The 23,199-nt window shown below is 75.1% G+C and carries 19 protein-coding genes; 9 read left to right on the forward strand and 10 right to left on the reverse strand.

Going from position 1 to position 23,199, the window contains the following annotated elements; translation table 11 throughout:
• Window positions 1-54: 54 nt before the first annotated feature.
• From FN207_RS19670 to FN207_RS19685, 4 genes are all read right to left on the reverse strand, one after another.
• Window positions 55-1,071 carry an oligopeptide/dipeptide ABC transporter ATP-binding protein gene (locus tag FN207_RS19670; RefSeq protein ID WP_142460151.1) on the reverse strand — a complete coding sequence of 339 codons (1,017 nt, stop codon included), beginning with the start codon at window positions 1,069-1,071 and terminating at the stop codon, window positions 55-57.
• A complete protein-coding gene (locus FN207_RS19675) occupies window positions 1,068-3,089 on the reverse strand; it encodes a dipeptide/oligopeptide/nickel ABC transporter permease/ATP-binding protein (RefSeq protein ID WP_142460152.1) in 2,022 nt (673 codons plus the stop codon). Before FN207_RS19675 ends, FN207_RS19670 begins: the two co-directional genes overlap by 4 nt.
• Window positions 3,086-4,027 carry an ABC transporter permease gene (locus FN207_RS19680; protein ID WP_142460153.1) on the reverse strand — a complete coding sequence of 314 codons (942 nt, stop codon included), beginning with the start codon at window positions 4,025-4,027 and terminating at the stop codon, window positions 3,086-3,088. Before FN207_RS19680 ends, FN207_RS19675 begins: the two co-directional genes overlap by 4 nt.
• Before the next feature lie 83 nt (window positions 4,028-4,110).
• Complete coding sequence (locus FN207_RS19685; protein ID WP_142460154.1) at window positions 4,111-5,709, reverse strand: ABC transporter substrate-binding protein; 1,599 nt, start codon at window positions 5,707-5,709, stop codon at window positions 4,111-4,113.
• Window positions 5,710-5,894: 185 nt separating this feature from the next.
• Here FN207_RS19685 and FN207_RS19690 point away from each other — a divergent pair, with 185 nt between their 5' ends.
• Both FN207_RS19690 and FN207_RS19695 read left to right on the forward strand, forming a co-directional pair.
• On the forward strand, window positions 5,895-6,698 hold the full coding sequence (locus FN207_RS19690; protein ID WP_142460155.1) for an IclR family transcriptional regulator: 804 nt from the start codon (window positions 5,895-5,897) through the stop codon (window positions 6,696-6,698).
• An 82-nt stretch (window positions 6,699-6,780) separates the two neighbouring features.
• A complete protein-coding gene (locus FN207_RS19695) occupies window positions 6,781-7,758 on the forward strand; it encodes an alpha/beta hydrolase (RefSeq protein ID WP_142460156.1) in 978 nt (325 codons plus the stop codon).
• Window positions 7,759-7,768: 10 nt separating this feature from the next.
• Here FN207_RS19695 and FN207_RS19700 read toward each other — a convergent pair whose 3' ends face one another.
• Window positions 7,769-8,797 (reverse strand): zinc-dependent alcohol dehydrogenase, encoded by a 1,029-nt coding sequence (locus tag FN207_RS19700; protein WP_142460157.1) that lies wholly within the window; start codon window positions 8,795-8,797, stop codon window positions 7,769-7,771.
• Window positions 8,798-8,806: 9 nt separating this feature from the next.
• Here FN207_RS19700 and FN207_RS19705 point away from each other — a divergent pair, with 9 nt between their 5' ends.
• Window positions 8,807-10,525: a dihydroxy-acid dehydratase gene (locus FN207_RS19705; RefSeq protein WP_221888295.1), complete on the forward strand. Its 1,719-nt coding sequence runs from the start codon at window positions 8,807-8,809 to the stop codon at window positions 10,523-10,525.
• Between the two features lie 6 nt (window positions 10,526-10,531).
• Here FN207_RS19705 and FN207_RS19710 read toward each other — a convergent pair whose 3' ends face one another.
• Window positions 10,532-11,293: a dihydrodipicolinate synthase family protein gene (locus tag FN207_RS19710; RefSeq protein WP_185938441.1), complete on the reverse strand. Its 762-nt coding sequence runs from the start codon at window positions 11,291-11,293 to the stop codon at window positions 10,532-10,534.
• A 125-nt stretch (window positions 11,294-11,418) separates the two neighbouring features.
• Here FN207_RS19710 and FN207_RS19715 point away from each other — a divergent pair, with 125 nt between their 5' ends.
• The 6 genes from FN207_RS19715 to FN207_RS19740 all read left to right on the forward strand — a co-directional run bounded on the left by FN207_RS19715 (window position 11,419) and on the right by FN207_RS19740 (window position 18,062).
• Window positions 11,419-11,976 (forward strand): quercetin 2,3-dioxygenase, encoded by a 558-nt coding sequence (locus FN207_RS19715; RefSeq protein WP_142460160.1) that lies wholly within the window; start codon window positions 11,419-11,421, stop codon window positions 11,974-11,976.
• Window positions 11,977-12,047: 71 nt separating this feature from the next.
• Window positions 12,048-12,953 (forward strand): alpha/beta hydrolase, encoded by a 906-nt coding sequence (locus FN207_RS19720; protein WP_142460161.1) that lies wholly within the window; start codon window positions 12,048-12,050, stop codon window positions 12,951-12,953.
• Window positions 12,954-13,122: 169 nt separating this feature from the next.
• Window positions 13,123-14,757 (forward strand): FAD-dependent monooxygenase, encoded by a 1,635-nt coding sequence (locus FN207_RS19725; protein ID WP_246066195.1) that lies wholly within the window; start codon window positions 13,123-13,125, stop codon window positions 14,755-14,757.
• Window positions 14,758-14,780: 23 nt separating this feature from the next.
• Entirely contained in the window at window positions 14,781-15,953 is a 1,173-nt protein-coding gene (locus tag FN207_RS19730; protein WP_142460163.1) for a glycoside hydrolase family 1 protein, read from the forward strand.
• Complete coding sequence (locus FN207_RS19735; protein ID WP_142460164.1) at window positions 15,953-16,816, forward strand: fumarylacetoacetate hydrolase family protein; 864 nt, start codon at window positions 15,953-15,955, stop codon at window positions 16,814-16,816. The genes FN207_RS19730 and FN207_RS19735 overlap by 1 nt, the downstream gene beginning before the upstream one ends.
• Window positions 16,806-18,062, forward strand: coding sequence for a DUF3500 domain-containing protein (locus FN207_RS19740; protein WP_142460165.1), 1,257 nt, complete (start codon window positions 16,806-16,808; stop codon window positions 18,060-18,062). The genes FN207_RS19735 and FN207_RS19740 overlap by 11 nt, the downstream gene beginning before the upstream one ends.
• Before the next feature lie 66 nt (window positions 18,063-18,128).
• Here FN207_RS19740 and araA read toward each other — a convergent pair whose 3' ends face one another.
• From araA to FN207_RS19760, 4 genes are all read right to left on the reverse strand, one after another.
• Entirely contained in the window at window positions 18,129-19,637 is a 1,509-nt protein-coding gene (gene araA / locus FN207_RS19745; RefSeq protein WP_142460166.1) for an L-arabinose isomerase, read from the reverse strand.
• A gap of 14 nt (window positions 19,638-19,651) precedes the next feature.
• Window positions 19,652-20,326, reverse strand: coding sequence for an L-ribulose-5-phosphate 4-epimerase (locus tag FN207_RS19750; protein WP_142460167.1), 675 nt, complete (start codon window positions 20,324-20,326; stop codon window positions 19,652-19,654).
• Window positions 20,323-21,960, reverse strand: coding sequence for a xylulokinase (locus FN207_RS19755; RefSeq protein WP_142460168.1), 1,638 nt, complete (start codon window positions 21,958-21,960; stop codon window positions 20,323-20,325). The genes FN207_RS19750 and FN207_RS19755 overlap by 4 nt, the downstream gene beginning before the upstream one ends.
• A gap of 134 nt (window positions 21,961-22,094) precedes the next feature.
• On the reverse strand, window positions 22,095-23,138 hold the full coding sequence (locus FN207_RS19760; RefSeq protein ID WP_221888296.1) for a LacI family DNA-binding transcriptional regulator: 1,044 nt from the start codon (window positions 23,136-23,138) through the stop codon (window positions 22,095-22,097).
• Window positions 23,139-23,199 lie beyond the last annotated feature (61 nt).

A 23,199-nucleotide genomic window follows, 5' to 3' on the forward strand; every position in this document is an offset into this window, starting at 1 on the left:
GGTGCAGGGGCCCGCCGCGAGCGTGCGAGCGGTGGGGGGCACCGAGGTCCTTCATCACAGGGCGGGGACGCGCTCGGCGTGGTGGCAGGCGGCCTCGGTGCCCTCGACGAGCCGCAGCGGCGGCCGCTCGGTGACGCACACCTCGGTGGCCAGCGGGCAGCGCGGCACGAACGGGCAACCGGTGGCCGAGGGCAGCGCCGCGCCGGCGGTGCCGAAGCCGGCCGCCTCGCGGGCGGTGCGCCGGGCCCGCTGCTCGGCCGGGCGGGGCACGGGCGCCGCCGCGGTGAGCGCCACGGTGTAAGGGTGCCGCGGCGCCTGGCTGACCGCCTCGACCGGGCCGGTCTCCATGACCTGCCCGCGGTAGAGCACCACAGTGCGCTGCGACAGGAACCGGACGACGCCGAGGTCGTGGGCGATGAACAGGAACGCCAGGCCGCGCTGGTCGCGCAGGTCGGCGAGCAGGTTGAGCACCTGCGCCTGCGTGGACAGGTCCAGCGCGCTGACCGGCTCGTCGAGGACGACGACCTCCGGGTCGCACACCAGCGCCCGGGCGATCGCGATCCGCTGGCGCTGGCCGCCGGAGAACTGCGACGGGTAGCGGTCCACGGCGTCGCCGGGCAGGCCGACCGACTCCAGCCCGGCGCGCGCCTTGTGCAGCGCCTCGGGTCCCCGGGTCCCCATGAGGCGCAGCGGCTCGACCAGCGTCTGCCCGATGGTGCGGGCCGGGTTGAGCGAGGAGTACGGGTCCTGGAAGACGACGCGCAGGTCGGCCACCTGGCGGCTGCGCTGCTTGAGCGACATCGAGGTGATGTCCTGCCCGTGCAGCCGCACCGTGCCCGACGTCGGCGGCTGCAGGCCGAGGACCGCCTTGCCGATCGTCGACTTCCCCGAGCCGGACTCCCCGACCAGCCCGACGGTCTCGCCGGGGGCGATGGAGAAGCTGACCCGGTCGATGGCCGGGGGCGCCTGCCGCGCCTTCCGGCCCGAGCCGTAGCGCACGACGAGGTCGCGGATCTCCAGCGCGGGTGTGGTGGTGGCCGCGACGGGCGCGGTGCCGGCGGGGGCGGTCATCGGGACACTCCAGCGACGGGGGCGGGCGGTGCGAGAGGGGTGGCGATCTCGTCACCCGCGTGCTCGGGCTCCCAGACGGCGTGGTCGCGGGAGAGCTCGTCGACGCGGATGCAGAGCACCGATCCCGCACCGTGGGCGGGCAGCTCCGGGAACGGCACGGTGCACCTCTCCTGCGCGAACCGGCAGCGGGAGGCGAACCGGCAGCCGGTCGGCCAGGAGCCCGGCGGCGGGACGGTGCCGGCGATGGAGGCCAGGCGCTCGGGCACCGGCTCGCCCTCGGGCACGTGCGGGTTCGCCCCGAGCAGGGCCATCGTGTACGGGTGCGCCGGGGCGTCGAGGACGGCCTCGGCGGTGCCGGACTCGACGACCTGGCCGGCGTACATGACCGCGACGTCGTCGCAGATGTCGGCGACCACGCCGAGGTCGTGGCTGACCACGACGACCGACAGACCGGTGTCGCGCACCAGCGCCCGCAGCAGCGACAGGATCTCCGCCTGCACGGTGACGTCGAGGGCGGTGGTCGGCTCGTCGGCGACGAGCAGGTCCGGCTCGCCGGTGAGCGCCAGGGCGATGCACACCCGCTGCGCCATGCCGCCGGAGAGCTGGTGCGGATGGCTCTTCAGCACCCGCTCGGCGTCGACGATCCCGACGTTGCGCAGCAGCTCGGCGGCGATCTTCCTCGCCTCCGAGCGCCCCACCCCCCGGAAGCGGCGGATCGGGCCGGTCAGCTGGGACGAGATGGAGAACATCGGGTCCAGGGCCACCATCGGCTCCTGCGAGATCATCGCGATCTCCCGGCCGCGCAGCGCCGACATCTCGCGCTCCGACAGGCCGACGAGCTCCCGGCCCCGCCAGAGGATCGAGCCGCCGGACACCGAGACGCCGTCGGGGAGCAGGCCGAGCAGCGAGCGGGCGGTCATCGTCTTGCCGCACCCGGACTCGCCGACCAGGCCGAGCACGCGGCCCGGCTGCAGCGCGAAGGACACCCCGGTGACGAGGTCGGGGCCGTCGTCCACCGACACCGACAGGTCGCGGACCTGCAGGACGGCGGCCGGGTCCGGGGCCTCGGCGGTCCCGGCGGCGGCCGCGGCGACGGCCCGGCGGAGCGGGCCCCGGCGACGGCGGCGACCGGCGCGCCCGGCCACCGCGACCTTGCCGGCGATCGCGTCGGCGAGCTCGTTGGCCGCCACGACGGTCAGGGCGAGGACCAGGCCGGTGGGCACCATCAGCCAGGGCGCGGTGTAGATGTAGCCCGAGGCGTCCTGGATCATGAAGCCCCAGCTGGGCTCGGGCTCACCGGGACCGAAGCCGAGGAAGGCCAGGCCCGCCACGATGAGCAGGCCGATGCCGAACAGCTGCGCGGCCTGGACCGCCACGACGGTGGCCATCGAGGGCAGGACGTGCACCAGGTTCACCCGCAGCGAGCCCAGCCCGTTGACCCGGGCGGCGTCGATGTAGAGCCGCTGCCGGACCGACTGGGCGACGCCCAGCAGGACGCGGTACACCGAGGCGGAGATCATCACGCCGAGGATCGCCATGACCGGGTACAGCCGGTTGCCGATCACGCCGATGACGGCGAGCAGCAGGATCGTCGCCGGCAGCGCGATGAGCACCTCGGTGAGCCGGCTGATCACCTGCTCCACCCGGCGGCCGCGCTCGGCGGCGATCAGCGCGAGCGGCAGGCCGATGCCGAAGGCGACGACGAGCATCAGCGCCGAGGACAGCAGCGGCAGCGAGCCGGCGGTGAAGATCCGGCTGAGCAGGTCGCGGCCCAGCGGGTCGGTGCCCAGCCAGTGCTCCGCCGAGGGCAGGGCGAGGGCGTTGGCCGTGTCCTGCTCCGCGGGCTCGTAGGGCCGCCACAGCGGCGCGGTGAGCGACGCGACGATGACGAAGGTCAGCCACGTGGCGCCGAAGATCCCGCCCGGACGGCGGAGGAAGGCCGGCAGGCCGCGGCGGCGGGCCGGCGGGACGGGCTCGGTGGCGACCTCGTCGGCCGCATCGAGGGGCAGGACGCTCATGCGGTGCGCACCTTCGGGTCCAGCGCCGCGACCAGCAGGTCGAGCAGCAGGTTGGTGATGACCACGACGACGGTGGCCACGACCACGACGCCGATCAGGGCGGGGAAGTCGCTCGACACGGCGGCGACCTGGCTGGCCTGGCCGAGGCCGGGCAGCGCGAAGAGGTTCTCGATGATCACCGAGCCGCCGAACAGCACGATGAACTGGATGCCGAGCACCGAGACGACCGGCACGCTGGCGTAGCGCAGCGCGTGCACGTAGCGGATCCGCCACTGCGGCGTCCCCATGGCCCGCAGGGTGCGGACGTGCTCCTGGGCGAGGGCCTCCCGCATCCCCGCGGCCGCGGTGCGGGTGACGATCGCCGCCCCGCCCACCGCCAGGGTGAGCACCGGGATGGCCAGGCTGGTGGCCCAGCCCACCGGGTCGGTGGAGAACTCGGTGTAGCCGGTCGCCGGCAGCCAGCCGAGCTGCAGCGACAGCAGGTAGACCAGGAGGATCCCGACCCAGAACGACGGGAGGGAGAGCGCGACGCCGCTGCCGGTGGTGATCCCCTGGGCGGTGCGGCCGCCGCGGACCGCGGCGGCGACGCCGAGGAGGATCCCGACGACGCCCGAGAGCAGCGTGGCGAACAGCGCGATCGAGGCGGTGACCGGCAGCCGGTCGGTGAGGTCGGCGGCGATGTCGCGGCCGTCGATGAGCGACGTCCCCAGGTTCCCCTGGAGGAGCTGGCCGACGTAGTCGGTGAACTGCGTGAACAGGGGCCGGTTCCAGCCCAGCGCCTCGTTCTCGGCGGCGATCCGGTCGGCGGTGGCGCCCGGTCCCAGGCGGACCGCGCCGGGCGTGGTGTTCCCGGCGTGCACCAGCAGGAAGGTGATCACGATCGCGGCGAGCACCGTGCCGACCGCCAGGGCGAGCCGCCGTGCGATGTAGGCGAGCATCTCTCGGTCCCTCGTCTGGGTGGGTGGGGCCGGGAGGCCGGTGGCCGCGGGGGTCCCGCGGCCACCGGCCGCTCCGGCAGGGGTCAGCTCGCCGGCTGGATGTCGGCCAGGACGAGGTAGTTGTTGGTCCCGGCGAAAGCCGGCTCGGCCACGGACTCGGCGTTGTAGCCGGCATAGGTGAAGTCCTCGTAGACCGGGATGAACCAGCCGTTGGCGGTGATCGCCCGGTTGAGGTCGGTCAGCGCCTGGGTCTGGGCGTCACCGGTGGCACCGAGGGCCGCGCCGAGCGGCTGCTCGATCTCCGGCTCGGTGGCGCCCTGGGTGTTCATGAAGCCGCCGTAGAGGACACCGGCGACGAAGCCGGCCGGGTTGGCCCCGACCGAGAAGGGCCCGAAGATCACCGGGTCGGTCTGGACCGCGGCGAACAGCTGGTCGGTGGAGGTGGCGGTGACGAAGTTCAGTCGGATGCCGACCTCGGCCCACTGGCTCTGGATGACGACGGCGTCCTGGTCGGGCTGGCCGAGCACGGTCATGTTCACGTCGAAGCCGTCCTGCAGCCCCGCCTCGGCGAGCAGCTCACGGGCCCGGTCGGGGTCGTAGGCGTACTCCTCGTCGATCGCCGGGTCGAAGCCGGCCGCCGCCTCGGGGAACAGCTGCGACGTCGGGCGGGAGCCGTCGTGCAGGTCGTTCACCAGCGCCTCGCGGTCGGTGGCGTAGATCATCGCGAGCCGGGCGGCCTCGTTGGCGAAGGCCGGGTTGGTCGCTCCGGTCTTGTCGGTGACCGGGAAGCCGACGATGGTGCCGCCGACGCTGACCGTGCTCTGCCGCTCCTCGACCAGGTCGATCACGGTGGGGTCCAGGATCGTCGCGACGTCGGCCTGACCGGAGACGACGGCGTTGGCCAGCGCCTGCGGGTCGGTGATGACGTCGAAGACGATCGAGTCGTAGGTCCACTCGTCGGCGGCCCACGCGTCGTCGTTCTTGACGAGCGTGTAGGTGCTCGCCCGGGTGGTCTCGTCGGCGTCGAGCGTGTAGGCGCCGGAGCCGTCCGGCGTGGTCTCCAGCGTCGTCGGGTCGGCGACGCCCTGCGGGCCGACGATGACGCCGGCGGTGTCGACGAGGTTGCTCTCCGGCCGGGCCTGCGGCTGGCCCCAGGTGATGACGACGGTCTGCGGGTCCTGCACCGTCACGTCGGTGATCTCGGCGGCCTGCCCGGGGGCGATCGACCCGTAGCCCTCGAGGTCGGGGTCGCTGCGCCGGTCGAGGTTGGCCTTGACCACCTCGGCGTCCAGCGGCGAGCCGTCGGTGAAGGTGACGCCCTCGCGCAGGGTCAGCGTCGTCTGGGTGTTCTCCGGGTTGTTGGAGAACTCGGTGACCAGGCTGGGCTCGATCTCGCCCTGGGCGTTGGTCACGAACAGCGCGTCGTACATCGCGCTGAAGAAGGTGAACTGGCCCTGCGAGTACAGCAGCGGGTCGTAGCCGTTGGGCGCCGCGTCGGAGTCGTAGGCGAAGGTCAGCGTGCCCTCCGCGCTGGCGCTCCCGGCGCCGCCGCCACCGCCGCCGTTGCCGCCGCAGGCGGCGAGCGTGGCGGCGGTCGCGAGGGCGATGGTCGCCGCCCCGATGCGGACGGACATCGGCCGCGTGGCCGAGCTGCGCGGACGCAGTCGAGAGATCGTGATCATGTGTCCTGGCTCCTCATCCTCGGCGGACGCGAGGGGTCTGGACGGCCGACCGGCGGCCGCGCGGGCGACTCCGCCCGACTGACGTAGACGATGAGGACGACCGGTCTGTGGCGTCAGGCACAATGCCGTTGAATGGAACGCGAGTGTGGTGCGCGCCTCATCGGTGGCCGGGAGGGAGCCGGGAGATGACCGACGTCCCCTCCCCCGCGGCGCGGGTCCGCGGGCGCCGGCCACCGCAGGGCGACCCGGTGGTCGACCGGGCCCTGGCGCTGCTGGCCGCCTTCGACGCCACGCACCCCGCGCTGACCCTCGGCGAGCTGTCCCGCCGCAGCGGCATCCCGACCAGCTCCACGCTGCGTCTCGCCGGGCGGCTGCAGGCCTGGGGCGCGCTCGAGCGCGGCGCCGACGGCCGGTTCACCGTGGGACTGCGGCTGTGGGAGGTCGCCTCGCTGGCGCCGCGCGCCCGCGGGCTGCGCCAGGTGGCGATGCCCTACCTGGGCGACCTCGAGGAGGTCACCCGCCAGCACGTGCTGCTCGCCGTCCGGGAGGGCGGGGACGCCGTCCTGGTGGAGCGGCTGTCGGCGCACGCGGCGATCCCGGTGCTCTACCAGGTGGGCGGCCGGCTGCCCCTGCACTCGACGGGGGTCGGGTTGGTGCTGCTCGCCTTCGCCGATCCCGACGTGCAGGAGGAGTACCTGGGCCGGCCCCTGCTGCACGAGCCCGAGCGCATCCCGGTGTCGGAGGCCGCGCTGCGCCGCACCCTGGCCGACGTCCGCCGGGACGGGCTGTCGGTGTTCCGGCGGAAGGTCCCGCAGCCGCTGGTGTCGGTGGCCGCGCCGGTGTTCGACGCGCAGGACCGGCTGGCGGCGTCGGTCTCCGTCGTCGTCCCGGAGGAGCGCGCCGACGCGCGGCTGCTCGGCCCGGCGGTGCGGACGGCTGCGCGCGCGATCTCCCGCGAGCTCGGGGCCCGGCGGCCGCTCGGCCGCTGACGTGCCGCTCAATGGCACGGGCATGGCCGGACGGCGGCCCGCTGACGAGGGTGACGCGCACCACCCCACCTCCGGAGGACCCGTGCCGATCCACCCCGCCATCGCCGCGAACCTGCACCTGATCGAGGGCATCGAGTCCTTCGAGCAGGGACTCGCCGACCCGGAGCAGCGCGCCCGGCTGGACGCCTTCATGTCGATCGCCGGTGCGCCGGAGCCGCCGGCCGTCGCCACGCGGTCGGCGTCCGCCCCCGGCCCGCACGGCGACGTGCCCGCCCGCGTGTACGAGCCCGCGGGCGGCGGCGCCGGGCGGCCGTGCTTCGTCTGGCTGCACGGCGGGGCCTTCCGCATGGGCGACCTCGACATGCCCGAGGCCGACTGGACGGCGCGGCAGGTGTGCGAGCGGGCCGGCGCGGTCGTCGTCAGCGTCGACTACCGGCTCTGCGTCGGCGGGGTAACCTACCCGGTCCCGCACGACGACGCCGTGGCCGCCGTCCGCTGGGTCCGCGACTCCGCCGCCGAACTCGGGATCGACCCCGAGCGGATCTCGGTCGGCGGTGCCAGCGCCGGCGGCAACCTCGCCACCGGCACCGTGCTCCGCCTGCGCGACGACGACGGCTGGCAGCCCGCGGCGCTGGTGCTGGCCTACACGACGCTGCACGCCGTCGTCCCCGCCCCGTCCGCGGCGCTCGCGGCGCTGATGACCGAGGTCCCGCGGCTGCTGCGCTTCCTGCCCGAGGACCGCGCGGCGATCACGTCCAACTACCTCGGCGGGCCGGAGAGCCGGGCCGACGGCTACGCGATGCCGGCGAACGCCGTGCTCGAGGGCCTGTGCCCGGTGCTGCTGCTCAACTCCGAGTACGACGACCTGCGCGCCTCGTCCGAGGCGTTCACCGCGGCGCTGGCGCTGGCCGGCGTCGACGTCCGCCAGGTGCTGGTGCCCGGGATGCTGCACGGGTTCCTCACCATGCCCGCCGCCGACGTCGAGCCGGTCGAGCGGGCACTGGCACTGATGGCCGACGTGGTCCTCGGCACCGGGCAGCGGCAGATGGCTGCCGCCTGACCACGTCCCCTCAGGGGAGCCGTGGATCGACGTGCACCTTGGGCCCGGCGCCGCTGCCCTCCGGGCGAATGCCGGCGAGCACCGCGCCGACCTGCGCGAGCCCGACGGTGGCGGCGACCAGCGGCCGGGGGTCGACCTCCCCGCTCCGGTAGGCGGCGATCGTGGGGGCCAGCCCCGGGGACGCCGACAGGATCCCGACCGCCGTGACGTCCCGGAGCAGCAGCGTCCGGGTGTCGATCGTGCTCGGCGTACCGGCGATGCCGATGCAGACGACGCGGCCACCGGGCTCGACGAGGTCCAGGGCGAGCGCCGGGGACCCGGGGGCGGTCGAGGCGTCGACGACGGCGTCGAACGGCAGGTCCGGGAGGGTGTCGCGGGTCCAGGCGTCGGCGAAGCCGAGACCGCGGGCGAACCCGAGCGAGGCGCCGGTGACGCCGAGCAGGTGCACCTCGGCCCCTGCCGCGCGGAGGAACATCGCCGTCAGCAGGCCGATCGTGCCGGGCCCGACGACCAGCGCGCGGTCGCCGGAGGCCACGCCGGCCGCCCGCGCCGCCCGCCAGGCGTTGCCGCCCGGCTCGACGAGGGCGCCCAGGGTCGCGTCGACGGGGTCGGGCAGCTCGTGCAGCGACCAGGCCGGGACGGCGAGCTGCTCGGCCAGCGCACCGGGCCGGTCGCCCCGGATGCCCACCTCCTGCCGGTCCTCGCACACGTGCTGCCTCCCCCGGCGGCAGCGGCGGCAGGTGCGGTCGCCGAGCATCGTGTCGCCGGTGACCCGGAGGCCGAGCCACGCCGGGTCGACCGCGTCGCCCACCGCGGTGACCCGGCCGGACCACTCGTGGCCCGGCCGCAGCGGGTACGTGGAGTGCCCCGTCTCGAAGTAGGACAGCTCGCCGGTGAACAGCTCGACGTCGGTGCCGCAGACGCCGACCCGCTCGACGTCGACGACCACCTCGCCCGGGGCGGCGATCGGCGCGGGCACCTCCTCGACCGCGCAGACGCCCGGACCGGAGAGCACGACCGCACGCATGGACCTCGACACGGCGCCAGGATGGCGGGCGTGACCCTGCGCAGCGCGGCCTGGTACTCGGGCGACGTCAAGAACGCCTACATCCACCGGGCCTGGATGCGCCGCGGCGTCCCGGACGACGCGTTCGGCCGCCCGCAGATCGCCATCGCCAACACCGCCTCCGACCTCGTGCCCTGCAACCGGCACCTCTCCGAGGTCGCCGCCGCCGTGCGCGACGGCGTCCACGCCGCCGGCGGCACCCCGCTGGAGCTGCCCGTGTTCGGGCTGGGCGAGACCCAGGTCCGGCCCACCGCGATGCTCTGGCGCAACCTGGCCGCGATGCAGATGGAGGAGGCGTTCCGGGCCAACCCGGTCGACGGGCTGGTGCTGCTCGGCGGGTGCGACAAGACGATCCCGTCGCTGCTCATGGCCGCCGCGTCGGTCGACCTGCCCGCCGTCGTCGTGCCGGGCGGGCCGATGCTGACCGGCACCTTCCGCGGGGTGCCGCTGGGCTGCGGCACCGACGTGTTCCGGCTCTCCGAGGAGGTCCGCGCGGGCACGCTGCCGGCGGAGGAGTTCGCGCGGTCGGAGTCGGCGATGATCCGCAGCCGCGGGCACTGCAACACCATGGGCACCGCCTCGACGATGGCGCTCGTGGCCGAGGCGCTGGGCACCGTCGTCCCGGGGGTCGCCGGCACCCCCGCCGCGGACAGCCGCCTGCTCGAGGCCGCGCACGGCACCGGCCGGCTGGTGGTGGAGATGGTCGCCGCCGACCGCCGGCCCTCGACGTTCCTCACCGCGGGGTCCTTCGCCAACGCCATCGTGGCGCTGGCCGCCATCGGCGGGTCGACGAACGCCGTCGTCCACCTGCTGGCCATCGCGGGCCGGCTCGGGATCGACCTCACGCTCGACGACTTCGACCGCATCGGCTCGGGCGTGCCGGTGCTCGTCGACCTGCTCCCGGCGGGGCGGTTCCTCATGGAGGACCTCCACCGCGCCGGCGGCCTGCGCGCCGTGCTGGGCCAGGTCCGAGACCTGCTCGACCCGACGGCGCTCACCGTCACCGGCGAGCCGCTCGTCGACACCCTCGGCGACGCCCCGATCTGGGACCCGCAGGTGATCCGGTCACGCGCGGAGCCGCTGGTCGAACACGGGGGCATCGCCGTCCTGCGGGGCAACCTCGCGCCGTCCGGTGCGGTGATCAAGCCGGCCGCGGCCTCGCCGCACCTCATGCGGCACCGCGGCCGGGCGGTGGTCTTCGACTCCATCGAGGACCTGCACGCCCGCATCGACGACCCCGACCTCGACGTCGACGCCGACTCCGTGCTCGTCCTCCGCGGCTGCGGCCCGAGGGGCTACCCCGGCATGCCCGAGGTCTCCAACACGCCGCTGCCCCGGAAGCTGCTCGAGCAGGGGGTGCGCGACATGGTGCGGGTGTGCGACGGCCGGATGAGCGGCACGGCCTACGGCACCGTCGTCCTGCACGTGGCGCCGGAGGCGGCCGCCGGCGGCCCGCTGGGGCTGGTGCGCACCGGCGACGTGGTCACGCTCGACGTCGCGGCCCGGCGGATCGACGTCGAGGTCCCCGACGACGAACTGGCCCGGCGCCGGCCGAGCGAGGCGACCGTGGCCGGCTTCGCCGCCCCGCGGCGCGGCTGGGAGCGGCTCTACGTCGACCACGTGCTGCAGGCCGACACCGGGGCGGACCTCGACTTCCTCGTCGGCTCGAGCGGGTCGTCGGTGAGCCGCGAGTCGCACTGAGCGCGGTCAGCCGCCGACCCGGGTGACCCCGGACGTGCCGAAGCGCTCCGCGGTCGCGCGCTTGTAGCCGGCCGGGAAGTCGGCCGACGCGCCGCGGTCGACGGCGGCGAGCCGCACCTGGGCCTCGGCGTCGCCACCCCAGGCCGCGACGCACAGTTCGGGGGCGACGTTGGCGGCCGCCACCAGCGCGCCCGCGGCCCCGATCGCGCCGCACAGGCCGACCAGGCCGGTCGCGCCGGTGTAGAGGTCGCCGGTGAAGACGTCGCGCTCGTGCAGCAGCCGGCCGGCGTCGCCCGAGGAGTCCTTGAGCCCGGACACCGGCAGGTCGGGCAGCAGGCCGACGGGGATCCCGGGCGCGGAGGCACCCGGGAAGTGGTAGGCCAGCAGCGGCCCGGTCGCCGCCTTCGCGACCGCCTCGTAGTACGGCCGCGGGTCGGGGACGCCGGGCGGGGAGAGCACCAGGACGGCGTCCGCGCCGGCGGCGCAGGCGCGCTCGGTCAGCTCCGCTGCCTGCCGGCCGGTGGGCGCGCCGGTCCCGGCGAGCACGGGCACCTCCGCCGGCAGCGCCGCCCGCACCGCGCCGACGAGCGCGTCCCGCTCGTCGGCGGTCAGGGTGGCCGCCTCCCCCGTCGTCCCGGCGACGAGCACGCAGCGCACGCCGAGATCGACCAGTTGCGCCGCGAGGTCGGCGGTGGCCGGCGCGTCCAGCGCGCCGTCCTCGCGGAAGAGGGTGACCAGGGCGACGCCGACGCCGGTGAACAGGGGCATGCGCCTCATCCTGCTCCTGCGGACGCCCGCCGAGGATCGTTGCCGCTCAATGGCAGGGCGGTCGGACCGGTGACGCCGGTCACCCATGCTCGGACCGTCACCGCCGACGCGACCCGGGAGTGCAGATGAGCTTCGAGTACCTGATCGACCCGGAGAAGGGCCCGCAGTGGCAGGGCGTGCTGCCCGGCAAGCCGGTCCCCTACGTGCTCCGGCGCGGCGAGGGCGAGCACGCGATGCTCTTCGGCGACCTGTTCACCGTGCTGCTCTCCGGCGACGAGACGCAGAACCAGTTCGGGATCATCGTCAGCGACTCCCCCGCCGGCGACGTCATCCCGACGCACTCGCACAACGAGACGCACGAGACGTTCTTCGTCCTCGACGGGAAGGTGCGGCTCTTCTTCGAGGACGCCGAGGGCGGGAAGCAGTCGCAGCTGCTCACCCCGGGCGACTTCGGCTACGTGCCGGCCGGCTTCGCCCACGCGTACCAGATCGTCGAGGACGCCCGGATGATGGGCACCCTCTCCGGCGGCTTCGAGCGGTTCTTCCAGCACATGGGCCAGCCGACCGACCACCCGACGAAGGAGCAGCCGCCCTTCATCCCGGACTTCCCGCGCATGCAGGCGGCCGCGCAGCAGCACAACATGCAGTTCCTGCGCGACGTCGAGTGGCCCGAGCACGCCTGAGTCCCGCACTCCCCGACCGGGCGCGGCTCCTCGTGGAGCCGCGCCCGGCGCGCGTCCCGAGGAGGTCCCGCGTGCCCACCCCCGCCCTGCCGCTGCCGCCGCCGGCCCACGCCGCTCCCCTGCCGCCGGCCTCCCCCGGTCCGGACGGCACCCGGTTCCTCGGCGGCGTCCCGTACGCCGCGCTCCCGGGCGCCCGCCCGCTGGAGCTCGACCTGTACCTACCGGCCGGCGACGGCCCGCACCCGGTCGCGCTGTTCCTGCACGGCGGCGGCTGGCGGCTGGGCAGCCGGCGCTCGGGCGGCCCGGCGTTCCCGGGCCGCGGCCTCTTCGAGCGGGTCGCGGCCGCCGGGATCGCCGTCGCCAGCGCCGACTACCGGCTCTCCGGCGAGGCGGTCTGGCCGGCGCAGCTCTCGGACGCGAAGGCCGCCGTCCGCTGGCTGCGTGCCCGGGCCGGCGAGCTCGGCGTCGACGGCGACCGGATCGCCGCGTGGGGCGAGTCGGCCGGCGGGCACCTCGCCGAGCTGCTCGGGCTGGTCGCCGACGAGGGCCTGGAGGGCGACGTCGGCGTGACCGGCCCGTCGAGCGCCGTCGTCGCGGTGGCCGCCTGGTACGCGCCCACCGACGTCGCCGCCGTCGCTCCCGACACCGGCGCCGACCCGGCCGACGCCACCACCCGCGAGGCCCAGCTGCTCGGCGCGGCACCGTCGGCCGTGCCCGAGGTCGCCGCCCAGGCCAGCCCGGTGACGTACGCGCGCGCCGGCGCCCCGCCGTTCCTGCTGCTGCACGGGCGGGCCGACCGGTTCGTCCCGTGCGTGCAGAGCGAGCGGCTGGCCGCGGCCCTGGCCGGCGCCGGGGCCGACGTCGCGCTGCACACCTACGACGGCGCCGACCACATGTGGCTGGGCGCTCCGGAGGCGGCCGCCGACGCCCTCGACCGCACGGTCGCCTTCCTCCGCGCCCGCCTGCTCGCGGGCTGATCCGGCACCGCCCGGGGCCATCTGCCGGTCAATGGCAACGGGGTGGGGCGGGGTGACCTGCGCCACCGATGCTCGACGTGTCCGGAAGCGGCCTCCGAAGCCCACCGGCCCCTACCGCCTCCATCCCGATGGAGGCGCCTCCGGCACCGCAGTCCGACAGGAGTTCCCCGTGACCGAAGCGCACGTCCCTCCCCGGGTGCCGGTCCTCGTCGCCGGCGGCGGCCCCAGCGGGCTCGCCGCCGCTCTCGAGCTCGGCCGGCGGGGCGTCGAGGTGCTCGTCGTCGAGCCCCGCACGGTCCTCGACCCGCTGCGCCCCCGCGCCAAGACCACCAGCGTCCGCACCATGGAGCACCTGCGCCGCTGGGGCCTGGCCGACCGGCTGCGCGCCGCGGCGCCGCTGCCGGTGTCGCACGCCCAGGATGTCGTCTTCTGCACCGGCCTGTTCGGCCACGAGATCACCCGCTTCCCCGAGGCCTTCGGGCTGTGGACGCAGCCGCGCCAGATCGCCGCGGAGGCCGGCCAGCAGGCGCCCCAGCCCGACGTCGAGGTCCTGCTGCGGGCGGCCGCCGCCGAGCTCGCGTCGGTCACCGTGCTGGTGGGCTCGCGCGTCACCGCGGTCGTCGACGGCCCCGACGAGGTGCGCGCGACGATCGAGGGCCCGGACGGCACCACCACCGAGGTCGCCGCGGAGTACCTGCTCGGCTGCGACGGCAGCGGCGGGATCTCCCGCCGCGCGATCGGCGCCCGCTACGAGGGCTCCTCGGGCGCGCTGCCGAACCTCAGCGTCACCTTCCGCTCCCGGGCGCTGGAGGAGCGGCCGCTGTGCGCGCTCGGCGTCCACTACTGGGTCATCGGCACCGAGCGCGGCGGGCTCATGGGCCGCCTCGACCTCGACGGCACGTGGTGGGCGATCGTCCAGGGCGTCGACACCGTCGCCGGGGACGCCGACCCCGTGGCGCTGGTGCGCGCCATGGTCGGGGACGACATCGACGTCGAGGTGCTGGCCACCGACCCGTGGCAGGCGCGGATGCTGCTGGCTGACCGCTACCGCGGCGAGCGGGTGTTCCTCGTCGGCGACGCCGCGCACCTCAACCCGCCGTGGGGCGGGCACGGGTTCAACACCTGCGTCGGCGACGCGGTGAACGTGGGCTGGAAGCTCGCCGCCGTCCTGCGCGGCTGGGCACCGGCCGGCCTGCTCGACAGCTACGAGCCCGAGCGGCGTCCGGTGGCCCGGCGGACGATCGAGGCGGCCGGCGGCCAGGAGGCCTTCCTCGCCCCCGCCTTCTCCGGCCGCGACGTCGACGACGACGGCCCGACCGGCTGGGAGCTGCGCGCGGCCCTGGCCGAGGCGCTGCAGGTCAAGGACCCCGAGTTCCACAGCCTCGGCCTGGTCCTCGGCTACGACTACCCCGACTCCCCCGTCGTCGTCCCCGACGGCCGCCCGGTGCCCGAGCCCACGCTGGCCACCTTCACGCCCTCGGGCCACCCCGGCGCGCGGCTGCCGCACGCGTGGCTGGCCGACGGCGACTCGCTGTTCGACCGGCTCGGCCCCGAGCTGAGCCTGCTGCGCCTGGACGCCGCGGCCGACCCCGCGCCGCTGGCCGCCGAGGCACAGCGGCGCGGGGTCCCGCTGACCGTCGTCGACCTGCCCGGCGTCCCGGGGCTGCGCGAGCTGCTGGGCGAGGACCTGGTGCTCGTGCGGCCCGACCAGCACGTGGCCTGGCGCGGCCCGGCCGTCGCCGACCCCGCCGCGCTGTTCGACCGCGTGCTGGGCGTCCCCGTCCCGGCTCCCGCCGCCCGCTGACCCACTCTCCGAGGAGACGACCGATGACCGCACGCTTCCCCGAGGGCTTCCTCTGGGGCTCCGCGACCGCCGCCCACCAGGTCGAGGGCGGCAACGTGAACAACGACCACTGGGAGATGGAGCACGCCGAGCACTCGCCGTTCAGCGAGCCCAGCGGCGACGCCTGCGACTCCTTCCACCGCTGGCCCGAGGACCTCGACCTCGTCGCCGGCGCGGGCCTCAACACCTACCGGTTCAGCCTCGAGTGGAGCCGCATCGAGCCCGAGGAGGGCGAGGTCTCCCGGGCCGCGCTGGACCACTACCGCCGGATCGTCGACGGCTGCCGTGACCGCGGGCTGACGCCGGTGGTCACGCTCGTGCACTTCACCCAGCCCCGCTGGCTGTTCCACGACGGCGGCTGGACCGGCCCGAAGACCGGGGACCGCATCGCCCGCTACACCGAGACCGTGCTGCCGGTGCTCGCCGACGCGGAATACGTGGCCACGCTCAACGAGCCCAACCTGATGGCCGCCCAGCCGGTGATGGGTGCGATGGCCCGGCGCGGCGAGAAGATCAGGGGCCTCCCGCGGCCCGACCAGGAGGTCGCCGACGCGCTGCTCGGCCTGCACGCCCGATCGACGGAGGTGCTGCGCGGGAACGTCCGCAACGCCGGCCTGACGCTCGTCGGGCGGGAGCACCTCGCCGAGCCCGGCGGCGAGCAGCGGATGCAGGAGGAGCGGGCCGCCTTCGAGGACCAGTTCCTCGAGGCCGCCCGCGGCGACGACTTCGTCGGCCTGCAGGTCTACACCTGCGCCCGCTTCGGCCCCGACGGGCTGGTCGCCCCCGCTCGTGAGCTGCAGACCCTCGCCCACGGCATGGAGCGCCGCCCGCAGGCGCTCGGCGCCGCGGTCACCCGCGCCGCCGAGGTGCTGCCCGGGATGCCGCTGTTCGTCACCGAGAACGGCATCGCCACCGCCGACGACGCCGACCGCATCGCCTTCACCACCGACGCGCTGACCTCGCTGGCCGCCGCGATCGAGGCCGGCGCGGACGTCCGCGGCTACCTGCACTGGTCGCTGCTGGACAACTTCGAGTGGATGCTCGGCTACCGGCCCACGTTCGGCCTGGTCGCCGTCGACCGGCAGACCTTCGCCCGCACGCCCAAGCCGAGCCTGGCGTGGCTCGGCGAGGTGGCCCGCCGGAACGGCCTGGCCTGATGCGCGTCGTGGGGATCCGCCGCGCCGGCGGACCGGTGGAGGTGGCCGCGCTGTCCGGCGACGGCGCCGCGGTGACCGTGCTGGCACGGCTGGAGGAGTTCTGGGCCGACGCGGCCGGCTTCCTGGCCGCCGACCCGGCCGGGGATCCCGTGCCGGCCGCCGACGTGGAGTTCGTGCCGCCGGTGCTGCCCGGCGCCCGGGTGGTGTGCATCGGGCTGAACTACCTGAAGCACGTGGCGGAAGGCTCCTATGCCGGCGAGGGGGTGCCGCCGTACCCGACGCTGTTCGCCCGCTGGACCGCCTCGCTCACCGTCGACGGCGCGGAGATCCCGGTGCCCGCCGACGAGGACGGTCTGGACTGGGAGGGCGAGGTGGTGGCCTACGTCGGCTCGACACTGGTCGACGCGACGCCGGAGGAGGCGCTGGCCGCCGTCGTCGGCTACTCGACGTTCAACGACGTCACCTCCCGGCGGGCGCAGAAGCTCACCAGCCAGTGGATCCTCGGCAAGAACGGCGACCGCTCCGGCCCGCTCGGGCCGCTCGTGCCGGCCGCGGAGGTCGGCGACCTGCGCGACGGCCTGCGGGTGACCACCCGGGTGAACGGCGAGACGGTCCAGGACGGCCGGACCGACGAGATGGTCTACACGGTCGGGGACACGCTCTCGCTGGTCAGCCGCACACTCACGCTCCGACCCGGTGACCTGCTGGCCACCGGCACGCCGTCGGGCGTCGGCTACGCCCGCACGCCCCCGTGGCTCATGCAGCCGGGCGACGTCGTGGAGGTCGAGGTCGAGCGCCTCGGTGTCCTCACCAACCGGATCGTGGGGACCAGCGCCCGGGAGGTGGCGCGCCGTGGCCGGTGAGTTCCGGCGGTACCTGTTCCCGCACGACCACCCGCGGTTGGCGGAGGTCCGCGGGATGGACCCCCACGCCTACCGCGAGCACGCCCGCACGCCCGGGACGTTCACCGGCGGGCTGGTCGAGGGCTGGACGCCGCTGTACCTCGCGCCGTTCCGCGGGGTCACCGAGGACGGCGTCCTGCGCGACGGCCTGTACCCGCTGACGCCGGCCGGGCCCGGCGAGGAGGCGCCGGTGGCCGCGATGGTGGCCGCCGCCGAGACGCTCCTCGGCCTGCTGACGCCCGAGGACCGCGCGCGGGTCTGCCTCCCCGTGGACGCGCCCGAGTGGCAGACCTGGGCCAACCCCGAGTTCATGCAGTTCGACACCGGGCTGCGGCTGGAGTTCCAGCCGCCGGAGGTGCGCGAGGCCGCGCTGGCGCTGGTCCGCGCCTCGCTGTCGCCCGAGGGCGCCGCCCTCGTGCACGCGGCGATGCTGGTCAACGGCTTCCTCGGCGACGTCGTCGACCTGCCCACCGTGCTCGGCGACTGGAGCTACAACGTCGCGCTCTACGGCACCCCCGACCTGCGCGCGCCGTGGGGCTGGCAGCTCTACGGCCACCACTGCGCGGTCAACGTGCTCGTGGTCGAGGGCCGGATGGCCGTCTCACCGGTGTTCGTGGGCGCCGAGCCCGACGAGATCGACGACGGCCCGCACGCCGGCGTCTCCGGCCTCTTCGCCGACCGGATCGAGACGGGTCTGGGCGTGATGGCGGCGCTGACGCCGGAGCAGCGGGCGCAGGCCACCGTCTACGAGCAGATGGTCGACCCGGCGATGCCGCCCGGCCGCGTGCACCCCGGCGACGAGCGGCACCTGGCCGGGGCGTTCCAGGACAACCGCGTCATCCCGGTCGAGGGCGTGCGGTGCTCGGAGGTGTCGGAGGAGGCTCGGGCCCGCGTGCTCGACGTCGTCGCGACGTTCGTGCGGCTGCTGCCGGAGGGTCCGCGCACGGCGCGGCTGCGCGAGGTCGAGGCGCACCTGGACGAGACGTGGTTCTCCTGGATCGGCGGGCACGCGCCCGGCGACGTCTTCTACTACCGGGTGCAGTCGCCGGTGGTGATCGCCGAGCTCGACCACCACTGCGGGGTGTTCCTCGACTACGACACCCCCAAGCCCTTCCACGTGCACACCGTGCTGCGCACCCCGCACGGCAACGACTACGGCCGCGCCTGGGTCCGGGAGTGGCAGTCGCAGCACGATCAGGTGGGCTGATCGTGCCGCGTCCTGGCTCACCGTCGGCGGTGAGCCAGGACGCGCGGTGAGAAGCCAGGACGAGGGTCAGAGGCCCTGCGCCAGCCGGTGGTAGGCCGCGCTCCAGCGCAGCTCCCGGGCCAGCGACCGGCGGGTGGTGTCGGCGTCGATGAGCACCAGTTCGGTGCCGAACACCTCGGCGAGGTCGGTGAGCTCGTCGGCGCCGAGCTGGGTGGACAGCACCGTGTGGTGCGGCCCGCCGGCGGTCAGCCAGCCCTCGGTCGCCGTCGGGAAGTCCGGTCGCGGCTGCCACACCGCCCGGGCCACCGGCAGGTTGGGCAGCGCCTCGCCGGGCTCGACGAGGTCGATCTCGTTGGCCACCCAGCGGAACCGGTCGCCGAGGTCGCACCACCCGACGACGACGCCCTCGCCGGGCGCCGCGGTGAACACCAGGCGCGCGGGGTCCTCGCGGCCGCCGATCGACAGCGGGTGCACCTCCACGCGCGGCCGCGCGCCGGCGATGGTCGGGCACACCTCGAGCATGTGCGCGCCGAGCACGCGCGGGGTCCCGGTGAGGTCGTAGGTGTAGTCCTCCATGAACGACGTCCCGCCCGGCAGCCCGGCACCGGCGACCTTGAGCGTGCGCAGCAGGACCGACGTCTTCCAGTCCCCCTCGCCGCCGAAGCCGTAGCCGTCGGCCATCAGCCGCTGGACGGCCAGGCCCGGGAGCTGGCGCAGCCCGCCGAGGTCCTCGAAGTTGGTGGTGAACGCGCCGAAGCCGCCGTCCTCGAGGAAGGTCCGCAGCCCGGCCTCCAGCCGCGCCTGGTAGCGGACCGCCTCGTGCCGCGCCCCGCCCGGCCCGGCGTCCGCGTCGAACTCGTAGAGGTCGCCGTACTCCTCCACGAGCGCGTCGACGGCCTTGTCCTCGACCGCCTCGACGACGGCGACGAGGTCGTTGACGCCCCACGTGTTCACCGAGACGCCGAAGCGGATCTCGGCCTCGACCTTGTCGCCCTCGGTGACGGCGACGTCGCGCATGTTGTCGCCGAAGCGGGCCAGCTTCAGCGACCGCACCGCGGTGGCCGCGGCCGCCGCCCGCGCCCACGAGCCGACGCGGGCGCGCACCCGCGGGTCGGCCACGTGCCCGGCGACCGTCGTCCGCGGCATCCGCAGCCGGGTGAGCACGAACCCGTACTCGCGGTCGCCGTGCGCAGCCTGGTTGAGGTTCATGAAGTCCATGTCGATCGTCGCCCAGGGCAGGGCGGCGTCGGCCTGAGTGTGCAGGTGCAGCAGCGGCTTGCGCAGCGCGTCGAGGCCGGCGATCCACATCTTCGCCGGGCTGAAGGTGTGCATCCAGGTGACGACGCCGACGCAGGACGGGTCCTCGTTGGCCGCGCCCATCGTCCGGCGGATGGCGCCGGCGTCGGTGAGCACCGGCTTCCACACCACCCGGACCGGGACCTCGCCGGCCGCGTCGAGGGCCCCGGCCACCCGCTGCGACTGCTCGGCGACCTGCAGCAGGGTGTCCTCGCCGTACAGCCCCTGGCTGCCGGTCAGGAACCACACCTCGTGCTGGGCGTACGGGTCTGCGACCACGGGGCTGCCCCTCCTCACTGTCCGTAGACGTTCTGGTAGCGCGCGTACAGCGCGTCGACGTGCTCCTGGGCGATGGGGACGGGCTCCCCGAGCTGGCGGGACAGGTGCACCGTCCGCGCCACGTCCTCGGCCATGACGGCGGCCTTGACCGCGGCGCGGGCCGAGGCGCCGATGGTGAAGACGCCGTGGTTGCGCATGAGCACCGCCGGCGAGCGGGAGCCGCGCAGCGTGGCGACGATCCCCTGCCCGATCGAGTCGTCGCCGATGAGCGCGAACGGCCCCACCGGGATCGGCCCGCCGAACTCGTCGGCCATCGCGGTCAGCACGCACGGGATCTCCTCCGCGCGGGCCGCCCACGCCGTCGCGTACGGGCTGTGCGTGTGCACCTGCCCGCCGACCTCGGGCATGGACCGGTAGACGAAGGCGTGCGCGTCGGTGTCGCTCGAGGGCTTGCGCACGCCGTCGACGACGCCGCCGTCGAGGTCGCAGACGGTGACGCCCTCCCACGACAGCTCGTCGTAGGAGACGCCGCTGCCCTTGATGACGAACAGGTCCTCGCCGGGCACCCGCTCGGAGACGTTGCCCGACGTCCAGGTCACCAGGCCGTAGCGGGTGAGCTCGGCGTGCAGCGCCGCGACGTGCGCGCGCCGCTCGCGGTGCGTGCCGCGCTCGGTCAGGGTGGCCGTCATCGGAGCTCTCCTCGCTGGGTGGGGCTGACGTGGTCGACGGCAGCCCGCTCGACGGGGAGCGCGGCGACGTAGCGCTGCATGAACGCGTCGAACCCGGCGACGTCGACCGGGTCCGGCTCGACGGTCCGCACGTCCGCGCCGGGAAAGACGGTGGTCTCCAGGTAGTCCGCCAGGCTCCGTTCCGGAGAGCGACTGCCAGCGAAGGCAGCCAGGACGGCGATGCCCCAGGCGCCTCCCTCGCCGGCGACGTTCCCGACGGAGACCGGGGTGTCGATGGCGGCGGCCAGGAAGCGCTGCCCGACGCCCTCGGTCTTGAACAGGCCGCCGTGGGCGAACACCCGGTCGAGCCGCACGCCCTCGGCCTGCTGCAGGACGTCCATGCCGATCCGGAGCGTGGCCAGGGACGAGTACAGGTGGGTCCGGACGAAGGTGCCGAGGTCGAGCCGGCTGTGCGGGGCCCGCAGGAAGAGGGGCCGGCCCTCCTCGAGCCCGGTGATCGGCTCCCCGGAGAGGTAGTTGTAGGCCAGCATCCCGCCGCCGTCACTGGCACCACCGAGAGCCTCGGTGAACAGGATCTCGAAGATCGCCGACGGGTCCGCCGGGGACCCCAGAGCCCGGGCGAACTCGGTGAACAGCCCGGCCCAGGCGTCCAGCTCGCTGGCCCCGTTGTTGCAGTGCACCATGGCCACCGGGTCGCCGGCCGGTGTGGTGACCAGGTCCAGTTCGCGGTGCGCCCCGGCGAGCTCGTGCTCCAGCACGACCATGGCGAAGATGCTGGTACCGGCGGAGACGTTGCCGGTGCGCGGAGCGACCGAGTTGGTGGCGACCATCCCGGTGCCCGCGTCACCCTCCGGCGGGCAGAGCGGGATGCCGGGGCGCAACCGCCCGGTCGGGTCGAGCAGCCTCGCGCCGGCCTCGGTGAGCTCACCGCCCGGGTGGCCGGCGGACCCGATCCTGGGGAGCAGGTCGGCGAGGGTCAGGTCCACCCCCGCCTCGGCGGCCAGCTGGTCGAACCGGGCCAGCATCCCGGCGTCGTACCCGCGGGTGGCCCTGTCGCCGGTCGAGGTGTCGATGGGGAACATGCCGCTGGCATCACCGATGCCGAGGACCTTCTCGCCGGTGAGCTTCCAGTGCACGTAGCCGGCCAGGGTCGTCAGGTGGTCCAGGCGTCCGACGTGCTCCTCGCCGTCCAGGATCGCCTGGTAGAGGTGCGCGACGCTCCACCGGTGCGGGACGTTGACGCCGAACTCCGCGCTGAGCCGCTCTGCCGACCGACCCGTGCTCGTGTTGCGCCACGTGCGGAACGGCGTGAGCAGCTTCCCGTCGGCGTCGAACGCGAGGTAACCGTGCATCATCGCCGACACGCCCAGGGCCCCGACCGTGGACAGGTCGACCCCGTGACGGCGCTGCACGTCCTCGGCCAGAGCCGCGAAGCTCTGCTGCACCCCGGTCCAGACGTCGTCCAGCGCATACGTCCAGAGCCGGTCCACGAGCTGGTTCTCCCAGTCGGAGCTGCCGACCCCGAGCGGAGCGTGGTCCGGCCCGATCAGCACCGCCTTGATCCGTGTCGACCCGAGCTCGATCCCCAGGGCCGTGCGACCGCCGGTGATCGCTGCGCCGGCGTGCTCCGACATCGGTCCTCCTGCTCTGCGGCGGCCGGTCGGGCCGCCGCCGTGGTGGGTCGCGGGGTGCGGGTCGGGCCGCCGCGGGGACGCGGCGGGAGGGACACCTGGCCGCTGTGGCCAGATGGCGGGGAGGGGCTCGGGGACTAGCTGCCGGGCGGGGCGGCGGTGGAGGCGCGGACCACCAGGGCGGCGGGGACGACGACGGCGTCGTCGCCCGAGGTGCCCTCGGGGTCCTCGATGCGGCGCAGCAGCAGGTCCACGCAGCGCCGGCCGACCTCGGCGAAGTCCTGCCGGACGGTGGTGAGCGGCGGGCGCAGGTACTCCGCCTCGGCGATGTCGTCGAAGCCGACCACGCTGACGTCCTCGGGGATCCGGACCCCGCCCTCGGCCAGCGCCCGGATCATGCCGAGCGCCATGTGGTCGTTGGCCACGAAGACGCCGGTCACCGGCACGCCCGCGGCCAGCAGCGCCAGGCCGGCCTCGTAACCGGAGCGGGCGCTCCAGTCACCGGGCAGGACGGTGTCCGCGGGCAGCCCGGCGGCCGCCAGGGTCTGCTGCCAGCCCTGCAGCCGGGCGGCGGCCTCGATCCAGTCCTCGCGGCCGGACACGTGGCCGATGCGGCGGTGGCCGAGGTCGACGAGGTGACGGGTGGCCTGCACCGCTCCCCCCACCTGGTCGATGACCACCGAGGTGATGCCCGGCGCGGCACCGCCCTCGACGGCGACCGCGGGCAGGTCGGAGGGCAGGCCGGCCATGACCCGCACGGCCGAGCGCTGCGGCGCCAGGACGACGACGCCGGACACGGAGTGCTCCCGGAGCCGCTCGACGGCGTCGCTGAACCCGCGCTCCGACAGGTCGGGGACGGTGGCCACGTGCACGTGGTAGCCGCGCTCCCGGGCCGCCTGCTCGAGGCTGAACAGGGTGCTGGCCGGCCCGTAGAGGCCGGTGTCGAAGGCGACGACGCCGATCGTGTCGGTCCGGCGGGTGACCAGCGCGCGGGCGGTGAGGTTGCGCCGGTAGCCCAGCTTCTCCATGGCCGCGTGCACGCGGGTGCGGGTCTCCTCGGCCACGTGCGGGTGGTCGTTGAGGACCCGGGAGACGGTCTGCGCGGACACCCCGGCCAGCCGGGCGACGTCGGCCATGACGGCCGGCCGGCTGCCCGCCGAGCTCCTCGGCCGCCCGCTCACGACTCCCGATCCTGGCAGGCCGCGGTGCGTCCCGCGGCCCCCGCCGTCGAGGGCGCTGCCG

It is taken from the genome of Geodermatophilus aquaeductus, from assembly GCF_900182545.1.
Classification (GTDB): domain Bacteria; phylum Actinomycetota; class Actinomycetes; order Mycobacteriales; family Geodermatophilaceae; genus Geodermatophilus; species Geodermatophilus aquaeductus.